This window comes from Streptomyces sp. NPDC006476 (genome assembly GCF_040612015.1).
GTDB classification, from domain to species: Bacteria; Actinomycetota; Actinomycetes; order Streptomycetales; family Streptomycetaceae; genus Streptomyces; species Streptomyces griseorubiginosus_B.
In genome coordinates this window covers 33340-49608 of record NZ_JBEXPK010000055.1, presented here as the reverse complement: position 1 = coordinate 49608, position 16269 = coordinate 33340, and the positions used below count along the sequence as shown (strand labels likewise).

General features: G+C 71.5%; 16 protein-coding genes and 1 pseudogene. 2 read left to right on the top strand and 15 right to left on the bottom strand.

Going from position 1 to position 16269, the window contains the following annotated elements; translation table 11 throughout:
- The 13 genes from ABZZ74_RS39715 to ABZZ74_RS39655 all read right to left on the bottom strand — a co-directional run.
- Positions 1-198: hypothetical protein (locus ABZZ74_RS39715; protein WP_356773575.1), on the bottom strand; the 198-nt coding region annotated here is incomplete at its 3' end.
- A gap of 36 nt (positions 199-234) precedes the next feature.
- Positions 235-1071, bottom strand: a complete 837-nt coding sequence (locus ABZZ74_RS39710) for a DUF6282 family protein (protein WP_356773573.1) — start codon at positions 1069-1071, stop codon at positions 235-237.
- Between the two features lie 23 nt (positions 1072-1094).
- The gene (locus ABZZ74_RS39705; RefSeq protein WP_356773571.1) at positions 1095-2948 is read right to left on the bottom strand and encodes an isocitrate/isopropylmalate family dehydrogenase; all 1854 of its coding nucleotides are present in this window, start codon (positions 2946-2948) and stop codon (positions 1095-1097) included.
- The gene (locus ABZZ74_RS39700; protein WP_356773569.1) at positions 2945-3748 is read right to left on the bottom strand and encodes an alpha/beta hydrolase; all 804 of its coding nucleotides are present in this window, start codon (positions 3746-3748) and stop codon (positions 2945-2947) included. The genes ABZZ74_RS39705 and ABZZ74_RS39700 overlap by 4 nt, the downstream gene beginning before the upstream one ends.
- Positions 3745-4677: a hypothetical protein gene (locus ABZZ74_RS39695; protein WP_356773567.1), complete on the bottom strand. Its 933-nt coding sequence runs from the start codon at positions 4675-4677 to the stop codon at positions 3745-3747. Before ABZZ74_RS39695 ends, ABZZ74_RS39700 begins: the two co-directional genes overlap by 4 nt.
- Positions 4678-4710: 33 nt before the next feature.
- A complete protein-coding gene (locus tag ABZZ74_RS39690; RefSeq protein WP_356773565.1) occupies positions 4711-6147 on the bottom strand; it encodes an FAD-binding protein in 1437 nt (478 codons plus the stop codon).
- A 39-nt stretch (positions 6148-6186) separates the two neighbouring features.
- Positions 6187-6777, bottom strand: a complete 591-nt coding sequence (locus tag ABZZ74_RS39685; protein ID WP_356773563.1) for a YciI family protein — start codon at positions 6775-6777, stop codon at positions 6187-6189.
- Between the two features lie 22 nt (positions 6778-6799).
- A complete protein-coding gene (locus ABZZ74_RS39680; RefSeq protein ID WP_356773561.1) occupies positions 6800-7786 on the bottom strand; it encodes a nitronate monooxygenase in 987 nt (328 codons plus the stop codon).
- 306 nt (positions 7787-8092) lie between these two features.
- Positions 8093-9121 (bottom strand): LysR family transcriptional regulator, encoded by a 1029-nt coding sequence (locus ABZZ74_RS39675; RefSeq protein ID WP_356773559.1) that lies wholly within the window; start codon positions 9119-9121, stop codon positions 8093-8095.
- 148 nt (positions 9122-9269) lie between these two features.
- Positions 9270-9899, bottom strand: a complete 630-nt coding sequence (locus tag ABZZ74_RS39670; RefSeq protein ID WP_356773557.1) for a TetR/AcrR family transcriptional regulator — start codon at positions 9897-9899, stop codon at positions 9270-9272.
- A gap of 79 nt (positions 9900-9978) precedes the next feature.
- On the bottom strand, positions 9979-10710 hold the full coding sequence (locus ABZZ74_RS39665; RefSeq protein ID WP_356773555.1) for an HAD-IB family hydrolase: 732 nt from the start codon (positions 10708-10710) through the stop codon (positions 9979-9981).
- On the bottom strand, positions 10707-11840 hold the full coding sequence (locus ABZZ74_RS39660) for an oxidoreductase (RefSeq protein ID WP_356773553.1): 1134 nt from the start codon (positions 11838-11840) through the stop codon (positions 10707-10709). Before ABZZ74_RS39660 ends, ABZZ74_RS39665 begins: the two co-directional genes overlap by 4 nt.
- A complete protein-coding gene (locus tag ABZZ74_RS39655) occupies positions 11834-12754 on the bottom strand; it encodes a ScbA/BarX family gamma-butyrolactone biosynthesis protein (protein ID WP_356773551.1) in 921 nt (306 codons plus the stop codon). The genes ABZZ74_RS39660 and ABZZ74_RS39655 overlap by 7 nt, the downstream gene beginning before the upstream one ends.
- Before the next feature lie 304 nt (positions 12755-13058).
- Here ABZZ74_RS39655 and ABZZ74_RS39650 point away from each other — a divergent pair, with 304 nt between their 5' ends.
- A complete protein-coding gene (locus tag ABZZ74_RS39650; RefSeq protein ID WP_356773549.1) occupies positions 13059-13709 on the top strand; it encodes a ScbR family autoregulator-binding transcription factor in 651 nt (216 codons plus the stop codon).
- 76 nt (positions 13710-13785) lie between these two features.
- On the opposite strand, the gene ABZZ74_RS39645 is transcribed toward ABZZ74_RS39650, so the two are convergent.
- Positions 13786-15051, bottom strand: coding sequence for an MFS transporter (locus tag ABZZ74_RS39645; RefSeq protein ID WP_356773547.1), 1266 nt, complete (start codon positions 15049-15051; stop codon positions 13786-13788).
- Between the two features lie 97 nt (positions 15052-15148).
- Here ABZZ74_RS39645 and ABZZ74_RS39640 point away from each other — a divergent pair, with 97 nt between their 5' ends.
- Positions 15149-15541 (top strand): ArsR family transcriptional regulator, encoded by a 393-nt coding sequence (locus ABZZ74_RS39640; protein WP_356773545.1) that lies wholly within the window; start codon positions 15149-15151, stop codon positions 15539-15541.
- 107 nt (positions 15542-15648) lie between these two features.
- Here ABZZ74_RS39640 and tnpA read toward each other — a convergent pair.
- Positions 15649-15945 (bottom strand): annotated as a pseudogene (tnpA, locus tag ABZZ74_RS39635) (IS200/IS605 family transposase); the annotation flags it as partial.
- Positions 15946-16269 lie beyond the last annotated feature (324 nt).

Genomic DNA, 16269 nt, shown 5'->3' with positions numbered 1-16269 from the left:
GAGCTTGGCGGCGGTCTCCAGTTCGGTGCCGCGCAGCAGCTCGGCGGCGGCCTCTCCGTCCTCGCGGGTGAGGCGGCGTACCTTCTCGACGAGTTGCAGCAGCTCGGGGCTCTCCTGGCGGACGAGGGTCTCGCCCAGGAGGTCGCCCAGCCGGCGGATGTCGGCACGCAGGGCGGCGTTCGGGATGCGGGCGTGCATGAGGTACTCCCGGGGTGTGGAGCGGGTGGTCGCCGTTCAGGGGGCCAGCAGCGACGCGGGGTTGACCGACGTGACGGCGCGGATCTGATCAAGTGTCAACTCTGCTTCCGTGAACCAGCGTCGGCTGGCGGCCAGCCAGCCGGCGGGGTCTGGTTGGTCCGGCTGTCCGAGGTCGGAACTGAACACGACCCGTGGATGGGCCCGCACCACCTCGGCCAGGTGCGCGCTGTCGCGGTGGCCCAACAGCAGAGTCAGCGCGGTGAGTTCGACGTGCAGGCCGGGTACCTGGGCCAGTTGGGCCAGGTCGGCAGGGGTGAGGCCGGACATAGGATGGGTGGCGTGGGTCAGCAGCAGCCGGGGGAGTTCCAGGCGCACCGCTTCCTCGACCACGCGCAGGGTCTCATCCCGGTCGCAGTGCCCGGTCGCGAGGACGACGGGCAGGTCGCGGGCGGCCCTGAGGACCTCGCGCACCGGCGCGCCGAGCCGACCGGTGCCGTCCACGACGCGGGCACCACGCCACTGATCGGGGTCGAGGCGGGGATGGAACGGCTCCCGGCGCAGCGCGGACCGGTGCGCGGGACCCACCAGGGTGGGGAGGTGCACGACCAACCGGGCGGGGCTGTCCGGTCCGTGGGCGTAGACAGCCTGTTCCACGACCTGGGGGCGGACGCCTCCGGCAAGGTCGTTGAGCACGACCGCGCCCGAGACGGGTAGACCTGCCTGCCGGGCCTCCCAGGCATTCGCTGCCGTCGACCCCAGATGGCTCTTGATCACCACCCAGCCGTCGATCTCCGCGTAGGCCCTTCCGGCGTCGGCGGTCGTCAGACGGCGGCGGTACAGGTCAGGGCCGGCGTGGTAGTGGACATCCACCACGCGCTGCGGCTGTAGGTCACACATCACTGTTCGGAGGACTGAGAGCTGCCGGGACCTTCCCAGGGATTGGCGTACCCGAACCGCCGCCGGGCCTCGTCCAGGCGCAGGCCGTCGCCGACCGCGCCGGCGATGGCCGACTCGGTCCGCTCGACGCGCTCCGCGCGGTCCGCGACCTCGGCGGCCTGTTCGGCGGGTACGACGAGCACGCCGTTGTCGTCGGCGACGATGACGTCGCCGGGGCGTACCGTGACCTCGCCGATCGTGATCTGCCGTCCGGTTGCGGCGAGTTCCACGCGGTTCTTTCCGCTCACCATCGTGGCGCCGCTGCTGAACAGCGGGTATCCGGCCGCGCGGATCTCGGCGATGTCCCGGGCCGAGCCGTGCAGCGCGGTGCCGCGCACCCCGCGGCTCTGCGCCACCGACGTGAGCAGCGAACCCCAGTTGGTGCAGGTGGTGGAGCCGCCGTTGTCGACCACGACGAAGGAGCCCGCGGGCACGTCGTCCAGGTAGTTGGCCGCGTTGCGGAACCTGCCGTCGGAACGGTCGACCGGCTGGTAGGTGACGGTGTACGCCAGGCCCGCCGTACGGGCTCCGGGCACGCGTGCGTCGATCCCGGCGAGCACCCCGGGGAGGCCGAGGCTGTCCAGCGCGTCGGAGACCGAGGCAGTATCGAGCGCGGCCAGCCGGTCCACCACGTCCGCGGGTACGTCGGCCACCGGCTCGGCGGTCCCGCCCGGCACTTCGACGGTCACCGATTCCGCGTCCTCGAGCGGCAGTTCGGCGGTGACTGCGTCGGCGACCTCCCGGGTGCCCGCGTTGCCGCCCAGGTCGTAGGTGACGGTCCTGCGGGCGCGGGCGACGGTGCGGACGGCGCCGCGCAGATCCTCGCCCGGTACGGGCAGACCCAGATGGTCCAGCATCTGGGCGACGGTGAGCAGCATCGCCATCGGGTTGGCCCGGTCCTGGCCCGCCAAGGCGGGGGCGCTGCCGTGCACCGGCTCGAAGTAGCTGCCGTGGTCGCCGATGTTGCCGCTCGGCGCGAGACCGAGTCCGCCCATGACACCGGCGCCGAGGTCGGAGAGGATGTCGCCGAACATGTTCTCGGCGACGAGCACGCCGAACCGCTCCGGCCTGCGGACCATCCACAGGGCAACGGCGTCGACGTTCAGGATCTCGGTCTCGATGTCCGGGTGGTCCCGCGAGATCAGTTCGAGGCGCTCCCGCAGATGGTTGCTGCTCTGACGTAGGACCATCGGCTTGTCCACGACGGTGAGCCGCCGGTGGCCGTGGGCCTCGGCGTACGCGAAGCTGAAGCGCAGCAGCCGGTCGATGCCGAACCGGGTCTGCAGCCGGAGCGTGACGCTGCTCTCCTCGGGGCCCGACGCCTCGGCATTGGGGTGTTCGCGCACCACGTTCCACAGCGCCTCGTCGAGTCCCCGGACGTCGAAGCCGGCGTACAGACCCTCGGTGTTCTCGCGGATGACGGTGAAGTCGAACTGGCCGTCGTCCAGGTCGGTGACCGGCCGGATGTTCGCGTACAGGCCGAGGCGCTGGCGGAGCTGGATGACCGGAGAGACGAACTTCCGGCCGGTGCCCCGCAGGGACGGCGTGAGTTCGGCCTCCGCCTCTCGGAGCGGCTTGCTGGTGATGGCGCCCAGCAGGCAGGTGTCGGTCTCCGCGAGGAGCTTCCAGGTCCGCTGGGGCACCGGGTCGCCCTCCTGGCGCCAGCACTCCCAGCCGATCTCCCCGAACCGGAAGTCCAGGGGGAGAGCGAGCCGGTCGACGGTACGAAGAGCGGCGTCGACGACCTCGGGGCCGATTCCGTCGCCGGGGAGTACGGCGACGCTCTTCCTCTCGGTCGGCTGTGGGGTTTTCATCGGAGACCCTTCTCCCACAGGTAGGCGCCGATCAGCGCGGCGACCTCGGTGGGCTGTTCGGAGTGGGGGCGCATGCCCGCCCCGGGGGCGACATGCACGCTGTGGTGCGGGGCGGCGGCGGTGTGCCGCCGGGTGACGAGCTGGGAGTGGCTGCCCACGATCTGAAGCAGCGGGCCCGGATGGGCGCGTACGGCGGCGGAGACGTCGATCCCGCACAGCAACCGCATCCCGGCGGCCAGCCTCCGGCTCGCCGCCGCGTCGGCGTCGGTGTCGGCCACGGCGGAAGGGTGGCCCTCGGCGGCGGGGCCTCCGGCGTCGGTGCCGGGCGCGCTGTGGGGGAGGACGCGTCGGCCCAGCAGGGCGAGCGCGGCGCCGGGGCGGCCGGACGCGGCCAGGTCCGCGATCTGGGTGAGCCGTTCCTCCAGGAGCGGGTCCGTGCGGGCGGGACCCGAGACCAGCAGGGCGGCCGTGTCGGGAGCGCAGTCCGGGAGCAGAGCCTGGGCCACCGCGCCGCCCAGCGCGTTCCCGCAGAGCAGGTCGACGCGGCCGAAGGCGGGCAGCAGCGCGCGCCAGCGGGCGACGAAGGCGGTCATCGAGTCGACTTCCTCGTCCCACACGGAGAGCGTGTCCACCACGGTGACCCGGAGTCCGGCGTCGGCCAGGGTCCGGATGACCGGGGTGAAGAACGCTCCCTCGTCCCAGCGAGGGGTGACGGGGGCAAGGACGAGTGCGTGGGGCGCGCCGACGGCGGTCTGCGGTCCGAAGACCGCCGTCGGTACGGCCGGTCCGGCGTGGGTCACCGAGCGCCGGCGAGGGTGCGTGCGGTCGCGATGGCCTCGCCGTGTTCGCCGAGCAGCTGCTTGCGGTGCTCCACCGGCAGGTCGTAGCGGCCGAGGACCAGGTCCGGCAGCGGCAGCGAGGGCCTGCCCTCGGGGATGTTGGCGAGCAGCAGGTCGGCCAGCTCCAGGACGGGGGCCAGGTCGAGCCGTGCGGCGGCTTCGGGGTCGGTGCGGTCGAGGTGGGCCAGCCACTGCTCGGCGATGAGGTTGCCGGGGCCCTTGCCCATGCCCTGGATCGAGGAGTCCATCCAGGTCGCGCCGGCCGCGACCGCGCTGATGGCGTTGGCCAGGGCGAGCCCCAGGTTGTTGTGGGCGTGCAGCCCGACCGGGCCGCCGGTGACCGACCTGGTCAGGGTGGTGAGGTCGGTGGTGTCGACGGGGGAGAGGCTACCGTTGGAGTCGGCGAGGTAGACGAACTCGGCGCCGGCGTCGGTGGCGGCGGTCGCCACCTCGACCACGTCTCGGCCCGGCCATTGGCTGATCCGGGCGAAGTTGACGCCCACTGTGAAGCCGATGTCCTTGGCCTGGCGGATGTAGTCGAGGCCGGTCTGGTAGCCCTGGGCGGGCAGGATGATCCGGACCAGGCGCGCACCCGCCGCGTACATGGCGGGCAGGTCGTCGCGGGTGATGTTCTTCGGGTGCAGGATCATCGCGACCCGCTGCGGGCCGATCTCCTGGGCCATCGCGGCGATGAACTCGTCGTCGCCGCGTCCGGTCAGCCCGAGGTCGGGTATGGGGAGGAGCGAGCCCTTGCGGTAGGCGATCTCGATCCAGTCGAAGCCGGCGTCGACGCTCAACCGGGCGTGCTTCAGGGCGTATGCGAGCGGGAAGGCGAACCCGTTGCGATAGCCGCCGTCGCGGAGCGTGACGTCGATGTTGACGATACTCATGGAGTCTCCAGAAGCTGCTGACGTGGGATGGGGTCAGACGGTCTGCTGGGCGGCGGCCGCGTGGTGCGCGGCGAGCCGGCCGAAGATGAGCGAGCGCAGAACGGAGGTGGCCGGCGGGTAGGCGTGGTAGAAGAGGCCGGTGGCCTCGCCGGCGGCGTACAGGCCGGGGATGGCGGTGCCGGACGGGGTGACGACGCGCGCGTCGAGGTCGGTGCGGACGCCGCCGTAGGTGAAGCAGATCGCGGCGGTCACGGGGACGCCGATGAAGGGCGCGGTGTCCAGCGGGGTGGCCCAGTTGGACTTCGGCGGGGTGAGGCCGACGGTGTGCTTGCCGTCCAGGCGGGTCGGGTCGAACTCCCCAGGCGCCACGGCCGCGTTGAACTCGGCGACGGTCTTCTCCAAGGCCTCGGCGTCGACACCGAGTTTCGTGGCGAGTTCCTCCAGGGTGTCCGCCTGCTCCGGAGGCACATCACTGAGCAGTGAGTTCATGATGCCGGGAATGGCCAGGGTCTTGGCGTCGGCGATCCAGTACGCCTCCTGGTCCTGGTTCTTCCAGATCTCGTAGCCGATGTGCTCGAAGGTGTTGTCCCAGGTGTCGCGGCCCTCGTCGAAGAAGCGCTCCAGGCGGCCGTTGACGAAGATGCCGGCCGGGAAGCCGTACAGCACCGAGTCGGCCTTCGTCGTACGGCGGTCGACCGGCTCGGCGTGGATGCCGTCGAACTGCCCGGCCGTGTCGGCACCGAGGTCCAGCGCCATGCGCAGCGCGTCACCGCGGTTGTTGGCGATGCCCGGTGCGATCAGCGGGAGGTCGCAGGCGCGGTCGCCGAGGTAGCGGGTGAGCATCTCGGCGTTGCCCTCGAAGCCGCCGCAGGCGAGCACCACCGCACGGCCGCCCAGCCGCCGGGTGCGGCCGTCGGAGCCACGCACCACGACGCCGTCGACGGAACCGTCCTCGGCGGTGGTCAGGCGCAGCGCCTCCGTCTCGTAGTGGATCTCGACGCGGGGGTCCTGCTCCAGGGCGGCGCCCAGGTGCTCGACGATCGAGGCGCCGCCGCCCCGGGGGCTGGCGGGCGGGGTCATGGAGGGGGTGCCGGCCTCGAAGGTGTGCGGGAGCGGGAAGTCCGCGAAGGCGATCTCGACGCCGTGCTTCTCGACGAATGCCAGGGTCTGGGGGGTCTCCCGCTCGACGGTACGGCAGTAGTCGACGTCGGCCAGACCGCCGGAGACCCGGCCGACGTGCTCGGCCCAGTCCGTGTCCAGCTGCCGTTCCTGGCCGATCCGCAGGAAGGCGCCGGTCCAGCGGGTGGCGCCGCCGCGGTCCTCGCGGGCGGATCGTTCGAGGACGGCTATGCGGGTGGGCTTCTCGCGGCCTTCGGTGGCTTCCGCGAAGGACAGGGCGGCCGACAGGCCGGCGGCGCCGAATCCGATGACGACGAGGTCGTACTCGGCGGGCGTGGACGAGGTGGGCATGCTGTCTCCTCTTGCTTTCTATGGTGTGGTGACGGTTCGTCAGCGGTCCGGGGTGATGACCCGGCTCGTCCGGTACAGCCGGTACTTGGCACCGGTCGTGGTCTCGGCGAACGCCTCGTAGCGGCGCATGAACTCGGGGTCGTCGAAGATGGCGTTGAACCGCTTCTCGTCCGTCCAGGCCGCGAGGTTCACCATGGCGTCACCGTCGACGCTGGTCAGCAGGCGGGAGCCGCGGAAACCGTCGGCGGTGGCGGCGACGTGCTCCACGGCCGAGGCGAGGGCGTCGACCGAGGCGGCCGCGTCGTCGGTGGTGGCCACGTTGATGAGCAGCACGCTCTCGTCGGGCTCGGCCGCGGTGACCACGCCGGGGCTGACGCCCCGCGCCTCGAAGGCGACCGTGTCGTACGACACGACACCGAGCCGGGTCCACGGGTCGCTCTCGATCAGTTCGCGCACGGTGGCCTCGTCGAGGTCGGCCGTGACGATGATGGCACCGCCCTCCGGGCGGGGACCGTTCAACAGGATGCGCCCCTGGTCGGCGTGCTCGCGCAGCCATGTCTTGTGCTCGGCCATGTGCGCGGTGACGGTGTCGCGGGGGACGAGGTAGGTGAGGGTGAGGACGTGGATCACTGAAAGACTCCGTTTCTTACGTTCACTGCGCGGACGTGACCTGAGAGGCGAGTCGGCGGAGAATCGTTTCGGCCTCCGTGACCGTGTCGCTCACCACGCTGTGTGCCGACCGCACGTCATGGACAAGGTCCAGCACCTCCCCGGCGAACAGCGCCCGCTGCCCCGTGTCGTCGCGGGCGACTGCCGCTGTCCACTCGGGTTCGATCTCGGCCCGTCGCGCGGCCAGTTCCGCGTCCCGGCCGGTCCAGGTGCGGGTGAACGCGTTGCTCACCGACCGCGCCGTGTACATCTCGTCCCACGGGATGCCGCGCACGACGTCGAAGGAGCGGGTGTCGACGAGATCGGCGGTGGCACCGGACACCAGGGCGGTCTTGAAGCCGGCGGTGCCCATGGACTCCTCGGTGAGGGCGAACCGGGTGCCCATCATCACGCCGTCGGCCCCGAGGGCCAGCGCGGCCGCCAGGCCACGCCCGTCCGCGAAACCGCCGGCCGCCACCACCGGGAGAGCGCCCTGCGTGAGGTCGAGGACGGCAGGGACCAACGGCAGCGTCGCCTGCGTCTTGTGGTGGCCGCCTGCCTCGGCACCCTGGGCCACCAGCACGGAGGCCCCGGACTGCAGGGCCACGGCCGCCTGCTCGGTGTCGTGCACCTGCACCACGACCTGCGCCCCGCTCTCGGCGGCGGACGCCACGTACCGGCGCACCTGGTCGGCGTCCCCGAACGAGAGGGCGATCACCGGCGGTGCGTAGCCGAGCACCTTGTCCCACAGGCCAGGGCGCTCGTCGAACGTGAACATCACGCAGCCGACGCCCCAGACACCGCCGTGCTCGGCCGTCGCGGCCACGTGCTCGTCGATGAAGGAGGCGTCACCGTAGCTGACCCCCACGAGACCCAGCCCGCCGGCACGGGTGACGGCGGTGGCGAGCCGTGCGCCGGACACGGAGCCCATCGGGGCGCTGACGATCGGATGGTCTATTCCCAGCAGCTCGGTCAGCTTGGTCGAGATCACGCGTCTCCTCTGTTTCCCGGCGCACCGATGAACGGAGCGGAAAATGGAATATGGAAAACCTGGCGCGAAACAATTTCCGCGGCCTTTTGTTCCGTGTTTCAAAGACTAGGTTCCAGCCTTCCGCGGTGTCCAAGACGGAAAGTGCGTGGCGGTCATAGGGCCTGACCTATGGGGTGACGGAATTAACTCGCCGATGCGCGGAACGAAATGTTCCGGACGGTCTCCGGTGAAGTGCGAGAGATACCCGAAAAAAATCGGCCCGGAGCCGTGAGGCTCGGGCCGATCGAGGCGGGGGGAAGCGGGTGGTCAGGTAAGGAACGGCCACCTGCGCCGGGCCGCGACCCGGCGCAGGTGGCGGGCCGAGCCGCTGTCGGCGAGCGTGGTGACGGCCAGGCGCTCACGCGGTGCCGCCGTGGTGGGCAGTGGGCGCCACACGAGCTGGGGGTCGCCCTGGACGGCGAGACGCGGGCGCAGCGCCACCACGTCGTCGGCGGTCTGCAGCTCGTGCACGAACAGGGCCTGCTGGTCCTGGTCGATGGGATGGAGCACGGCGTTCCAGCCGAGCGCGGCGAGCTGGGCCGGCACGGTGTCCGCGTAGCCGGGTGCACACCCCTCGTCGTACCAGAGGAGCCGTTGTGCCGAGAGGTCTTCCCAGGTCAGCCGGGGCCGGTGGGCCATTGGATGGCCGGCGTCCATGACGATGCCGAGCGGTTCGTCCCAGACCACGGCCCGTACCAGACCGGGCACGGCTGCCGGCAGTCGTACGATGCCGAACGCGATCTCGCCGTGCTGCAGCAGCTCCGACTGGTCCGCCGTGCTGACCGAGCGCATCCGCAGCACCGGTTCGGTGCGGCTCCCCGTGCCGTCGGTGGGCTGCCCGGTGAGGCCGTTTTGCACCTCGGCGAGCACCTCGGCCGGTACGCCGCCGCACACGCCCACGGGCCAGACCAGGGGAGATGGCGCGGCGGCCGCGATGGCGGACCTGAGCTGGCCGGGAATGCTCTGGATTTCCCGCAGAAAAGCACGCCCGCCCGCGGTCAGTTCAACTCCGCGTGAACTCCTTATGAAAAGCGGCGCACCTACCCGCTGTTCCAGCCGTTTGATCTGCTGGCTCAGGCTCGGCTGGGATATCCGCAATTCCTGGGCCGCACCGGATACCGTGCCCGCGCGCACCACGGACAGGAAATACCGAAGGTGCCGCATGTCGAAGTCGTCCACATGCTCGGCGTGGGTGACGGCGCGCCCGACCCCCTCGTGGGTCCGGTCGCCGAGGACGTCACCGGTGCCGATCCGGCCGCCTGGGAAAGGTCCGACCCGTTCGTCCAGCACACTCATTCGCTTCCCCCTTCACCTGTCGAGTCGTGATCGGGATCCGGCCTGCCCGTGGCCGTGCCGAGGCGGACCGGGCGGACGGGACCACCTCAGCCTGACAGAAAAATACCTTCGGGAGGGTATTTTTAACGGATCCGCAACGCACTGCTCATCAGCCGTGCGCCCTCCCTTCGGCCCCCTGTTCGCCTGGCAGCGCCTGCGAATCACCGGCGAGCGCGTCGAGGAGCAGCCGCCACACCGCCTCCCAGGCCGAGGCATTACTGCACCCCGCCGACCCGAAGGAGACGTGCAGCGCGCCATGCATCGCGGTCAGCAGCAACTGGGCGACGAGTTCGGGCGGATGCGGGGGCATGCCGCCCTCCTGCTGTGCGCGCCGGACAAGCTCGACCAGGTCGCGCTGTACGTCTCTGTACACGTCCGGCAGCCCGCGGGTCAGGCTCGGGCAGTCGGTGGCCAGCCGCAGGGCCGCCCGCAGCCGGATGTCCGCCTTCAGGCGCCGGGCGAGGTCCAGGACGAGGGACTCCAGTGCCGTCCGGGCGGCGACGCCGGGGGTGTCCCGGGTCAGCAGCATCTCCTCCCACACCTCGTGGTACCGGGCCAGCAGGGCGGAGGCGAGGACCTCCTTGGACGCGAAGTGCCCGTAGAGGGCGCCCTTCGTCATCCCGGTCCGCGCCGCCACGGCGTGGAGCGTGGCCCTGCTGTAGCCCTGGACGGCGAATTCCTCGGCTGCGGCGTCCAGGACCTTTTCCCGGGTGCGTCGCGCCCTTTCCTGCTTGACCATGCGGGTGCCCTCCAAGGTTGGCGAGAGGACAAACATACCCTTGCGAAGGAATGTTTTTGAGGAGAGCGAAACCGGCCGGTCATCGGCTGTTTTCCGAGGTCGCGACGGAGCACCGGGCGCGCGTGACCGCCCGGCGCGGCCCCGTGCGCCCGCTGAGCCGTGTCCAGCCGGCCCGCTCGGCCTCCGTCGCCAGCGGGGGAGAGCCGCCGACCACCACCGGATGCCCGACCGACCGCAGCATGGCGAGATCGCTCACGTGGTCGCCGTAGGCCCAGCAGTCCTCTGCGCCCACCGCGCGCTCGCGGACGACGGCCGCGACCGCGTCGGCCTTGGCCTGCCCGATCATCGGCCGGTCCACCTCCCCGGTGAGCAGTCCGCCGGCCGTTACGCCCTGCTCGGCGCACCGCACCGCAGCGGCACCGAAGTCCTCTGCCACCGCCTCCAGGAGCGGGCGCAGGGAACCGGACACCAGGACCACCTCGTGGCCGCGGGCCCGGTGCCATGCGACGGCTTCCACCGCAGCCGTCACGAACGCCCGCGGCCCCCGGCGGTGGCCGTCGTACCAGCGGCGTGCCACCGCTGCCAGCGTGCGGACGGGCACCCCGGCGAACCGTCGGTAGTACTCACGGTTGAGCGTGTCGCGGTCCTCGCCCGCCGCCACGCGTTCCCGCAGATCGGGGACGCGGGCGGGCAGCGCCCAGGCGCCCGAAGCGGCCCAGAAATCCCAGAAGTCGAGCAGGGTCTTCGCGGCCAGCAGGGTCTCGTCGACGTCGAAGAAGGCCACGGGCCGCAGCTGTGGTGCCTTGGTCACAGCGGGCCGCCCTGCTCCCGGGACAGCACCGCCGCCGCGTACGCCCGGGCCGCCGCGTCGGGATCGAGCGTGGCGTGGCCCGCGGCGGCCGTCGCGTCCCTCCAGGCCCGCTGCAGAGGATGGTCCGGCGCCTGGGCCCGCAGACCCGATGCGCGGAAGAGGGCGTCCACCGCCCTCCGGCACAGGGCGGCCGCCGCCGTCGAGTCCCTGCGGTTCTCGGCCACCGCGAGCGCGTTGATCTCCGCGTGGTCGGCCCGCTCGGCCGCGCCGCCGAGGAGCAGCCCCGCGCAGTGGATCTGTGCCGATGCCTCGGCCAGCACGGTGTGCGTCGCCGGGTGCGGGGACGCGGCACCTGTCCGCTCGTCGGTCCAGGCGCGCAGCGCACCCCGGGCGATACCGAGGAGGGGAGCAGCGAAGAGGAGGCCGGCGACCATCGGGTAGGGCACGGTGTGGCAGCGGGCCGCGCCGGGCAGCGGGCGGAGCAGGGCGTCAAGGGTGAACGAGCGGTGGCCCGGTACCCGGACCCCGTCGGCCATGACGGTGTTGCTTCCCGTGCCCCGCAGCCCCGACGACTGCCAGGTGTCCACCACCCGCAGCTCCGACCGGGGCACGGCGAAGATCCGGTGCTCCGGGCCGGCGCCGCCGGGCGTCCACGAGGCGAGCAGCACCCAGTCGGCGTGGTCCACCCCGCTGGCGGGCCGCCACTCACCGGTGAGCCGCCACGCGCCGTCGTCGTCAACGACGGCACTGCCCTGGGGCGGTACGACTGCGGCGGCGATCCGGGTATCGGGGCCCCGCTCCCAGACCGCGTGCTGTCCCTCGACAGGAAGATAGGCGGCCAGCCGACCGTGCGCGGCGTACAGCGCGGCACACCATGCCGCAGAACCGCAGGCCTCCCCGACCTGAGCGACGCCGGTCAGCAGAGTGTCGAACTCTCCGGCCGCGCCACCCCAGCGGCCCGGCACGAAGTGGCGCGGAAAGCCGGCTGCGGAGATGGCGGCCGCGACCTCGGGAGTCAGCCTGCGCTGCTCCTCCGCCCGGAGCGCCGCGCGGCGGGCGAGTTCTGTCAGGCCGGCCCGTTCCGGGACCGGGCGTGCCGGAGCTGGATCCGTCCGCCGCGCGGTCAGCATGTCGCTCCGGCGAGCCGATGGTCGGCGCACGGCAGCGCGCACACCACACGGGTGGACGCGAGCTCGCGGCCGCCCTGCTCGGCCCGCAGGAGGATCTCGACCGCGCGCCCAGTGCTAGCCGCGTCGCCGACGTGCTCCGCGGTGACCGACACCGGCAGGTCCAGCTCGCCGAACGAGGTGAACCGGGTGATCAGCGACCGCACGTACCGTGCCGGGTCGGCGGTGGTGACGAGGGCGGCCTGCCGGAAGGCGGCCACCAGTGCCATGCCCGGGATGTGGTCCGACGGGTGGTCGAACAGGACGGGGTGATCGAGGTCCAGGCGCAGCCACCAGTGGTCCGCTCGCGCCGGATCGGCGGACAGGAGGACGTCGCGGTCCTGCTGCTGCCCGACGCGGGACGGTGCCAGGGGTACGGCCCTGGTGGGCTTCGGTGCCGGTTCCGCGCCGGCGTCCGCCGTGCCGCGCTTCCTGAGCAGCGCGTAACGGTGCGGCTCCAGCACCTCCCAGCGCACCCGGGCCCGCCCGAGCCGCCGGTGCCGCGTGCGCACCGTCGCGTCCAGCTCCAGCTTTGTCCGGCGCGGGTGCTGCGGCGCGCGCAGACACTGGGCGTCGAGACCGAGAGTGAGGGGTGCGGTGTCCGGCGCGGGCAGAGGACCGTCGAGTTCGACGGCGAGCTCACCGAGCACGAAGTGGTGGCCTTGGGGCACGCCGTGGAAGCGGTGCGACAGATGGATGGCTGCCTGCCGTGCCGTCTCCGCGAGGAGCACCGGATCGACGGCCCGGCCGCCCAGGTCGTCCAGGAAGTGGTCGCGGTGCCATGCGGCGGCCACGGCGAACCGCCCCGCGTCCAGGCGGGCCGCATCGGTGAGCAGCACTTCCGCGGTGGCGGATTTGTGCACCGTCTCGCGCGGCACGGGTTGGTCGAAACGGAGAGTGGGCCAAGGGTCTTGCAGGCTGTGGGTTTCCGACGGCAGGGCAAGTGGTTGCACGAAATGCACGTTCTGCTTCCTCCCCAAGTCGCGGCAGCGGGAGTGGGCCCGCTATCGTCCCGTTCCCACGGGAAGCGACCTGAAGGAAGATACCTTCCGGAAGGTTTCTTGTGGAGCGTGTTCTCAGACATCCTGGCCAGATACGTCTGCCGAGCCGCGCCAGTCATGTCCGCACCCGCGGCAGCCGGAACCGGCCGGTGGAAGCCGCCACACACAGAGGAACTGAGCCATGGTGGAGCCGAAGTCGGCGTATTCCTCGTTCGTCCACAAGAAGATCGTCACCAGAAGGGGGCCCGACCCCAAGCAGGACCGCTCCGCGCGCACCCGGCAGCTGGTGCTGACCGCGGCGTCCGAACTGTTCGCACGGCACGGATTCCGCCACACCTCGGTCCAGGATGTGGCCGACCGGGTGGCGATGACCAAGGGGGCAGTGTACTTCCATTACCCGACCAAAGAAGTCCTCGCCGTCGCCGTGGTGGAGGAGCACTACGCGCGCTGGCCGGCGCTGCTGGAGCAGGTGGTGGCGGAGGGTCACGGGCCGCTCGACACTGCCGCCCAGCTGCTGGAGCGCGCGGCCCTGGCCTTCCGTGACGACGTCATCGTGCAGGCGGGGGCGAGACTGCAGATCGAGCGCCCGCAGATCGACGCCGAGCTGCCGACGCCGTACGTCGACTGGACGGAAATCCTCGAGTCCCTGCTGGTCGCCGCCGCGGAGGCCGGCGAACTGCGGGACGGGGTCGAGCCGGGGGCGGCCGCCCGGGTGCTGGTCTCCGCCTTCTTCGGTACCCAGCACATCTCGGACGTGCTGCACGGCCGGACGGACGTGCCGGACCGCTGGGCCGAGTCGAGCGAGCTGCTCTTCCATGCGATCCGCGGGTGAGGGGCGTCCGGCACGACGGCGCACCGCAGCCGGTGCTGCGGTGCGCCGCGGGAGGGGGTGTCGGGGTATCGAGCGCTCACGCGGGCTCGGCGACCCGGCGACGGGAAGCGACGACCACCAGGCCGCCGATGACCGCGAGGCTCATCAGGACGACGGCGAACACCGTCGCGCCGTTGGTCAGCCCGATGGCGTCGCTGAGGTAGCCGGCCGAGACCGGCAGCACGCCCGCCGGGACGTAACCGCCCACGTTGAGCGCCGCGTTGGCCTCGGCGAGCCGCTGCGCCGGAACGCTGTGGTTGAGCAGGGAGAGCCCGCCGAGCTGCCCCATGCCCTGGCCGGCCCCGGCCAGCAGCGCGGAGGCGATCAGCACGGGAACCGACGAGGTGTGCACGGCGGTGGCGAGCGCGATCATGCTGAGCATGGTGCTGATCGCCCCGGCGGTCAGGATGGTGCGCCGGGGCAGCTTCTGCACCGCGAACTGCACGCCAGTGGCGGCCAGGAACATCACGAACGCCATGGCGCCGGCGACGATCCGGCTGGTGGTGCCGAGCAGGCCGGACAGCAGCGACGGGCCGAGCGAGAGCACGAACGACGTCGCGGTGATGCCGGGCGCGAACACGGCGATGCCGAGGGTGAGTTGCAGGCCGTTGCCGTGCGGGACGCCCGGGACGCGGATCCAGGCGCCCTTGGCGGGTGCGGCGGGGCGGCGCACCGGCATGCGCAGCACGGCGAGGACCGCGGTGGCGAGCAGTGCCATCTCCACCACGAAGACGGTGACGGTGGGAGCTGGCACAGTCTCGGACAGGACGCCCGCGAGGAGCGGGCCGAGGCCGGCCCCGAAGACCATGGCGCAGGAGGCGAGCAGGGCCGCGAGCCGCTTGCGGTGCTGGCCGGCCACGTCCGTCACGGCGGCCATGCCCGCGGAGACGACCGCGCCGACCGCGATGCCGGTGAACAGCCGGGCCACGATCAGGGCGGCCACGGTCGACGCGGTCGCGAAGATGACACAGGCGGCCAGGGCGAGGCCCAGGGCGGGCAGCAGGACCGTCTTGCGGCCGAGCCGGTCGGAGACGACGCCGGAGACGAGCAGCGAACCGAGAAGGCCGACGATGTAGAAGGCGAAGATCACGGTCAGGGTGCCCTTGGAGAACCCGATCTCGCGCTGCCACAGTACGTACAGCGGCGTTGCCGCGTTGGACAGGACGAAGACTGCCGTCACCGGCCAGGCGGCCAGCCATACCCACCAGGTGGGAGCGGGGGAGGCGGACGCCCTCGACGGCTCCTTCCCCGCGGTTTCCCGCTCGCCCACCACCTTCAGGGGCGCGGTTCGACTCTCCGACATGACAGATCCCTCCTGCTAGCGCAGTACGAGTTTTCTCGAACATAGCATGCAGTACGATTGGAGTCGTACATAGGATTCGGGTCATGAGGAGCTGTCTATGCCTTCCACGGCGCGTCCGGCGTCCGTACGGGTGCCGGACTTCAAGGTGCTGCCGGAGCCCGCAGACCTGCCCGAGCCGCTGCCCGAGCCCGCGCTGGAGGACCTGCGCCTGGAGACCGTGCTGGGCGCCCTGAGTGACCCACTGCGGCTGCGTATCGTGAAGAAACTCCTGCTGGAATCCGAGCAGTTCGACCACACCTGTGGGTGGTTCGGCTTCGACCGCCCCAAGTCCTCGCTGACCCACCACTTCAAGGCCCTGCGCGAGGCCGGCATCACCCGGCAGCGCCAGTACGGCCTGGAACGCCGCAGCCACGTCCGGATCGACGACCTCAACGCACGCTTCCCCGGCCTGCTGGACCTGGTCGCGGCTTGGACGCCCGACGAGAACTGACGCGGCCCGCGTCGCCGCCACTGTCGGTCTGCCCCCTCTGCGCGGCATCGCCGACCCGCGCGACGCCCGCGCCCGAAACGCATCTCAGGACTGCTCTGGCCCGCAGGTCACAGTGGACGTTTTTGCTGCTCGAGGTACTGACGGATCACTGTGAGCGGTGCGCCGCCGCACGAGCTGGCGAAGTAGGAGCGGGACCAGAAGACGGAGCCCATGCCGATGCGGTTGATCCGGCCGGTGCACTCGGCCCGCAGGGATCGGGAGCTGACGCCCTTGAGGGATTTGATCAGCTTGGACACGGCGACCTTCGGCGGGTAGTGCACCAGCAGGTGGACATGATCGGCCTCGCCGTTGAACTCCCGTAGCTCCACGTCGAAACCAGCGCACACCTCCCGCATGATCTCCTCGCACAGCGCGTGGGTCCAGCGCAGCGTGTGCCAGATGCCGCTGTAAAAGCCGTGGAAGTAGAACCGCGTCATGTCCGGCGGGATGGTGTGCCTCGCAGCCGGTGAAAACGTCGGCGAGGTGGTCTCCCTCGTCGGACGCCATGGGTGCGGGGCATGCTGGGGAACTTCTGGCGCGTGATGGCGCCATTGTGCGGCGGTGACGGAATTGCTCGTGTGTGAGCGCAGCCGGTCAGCGAGGTCGGCAGAGTCGGCGTCGTCCAGGAAGGTGGTGCCGTTGCCCCCGGCGGCAAACACCGCGCCGGTCGACGAGGCATGGTCTGGCCT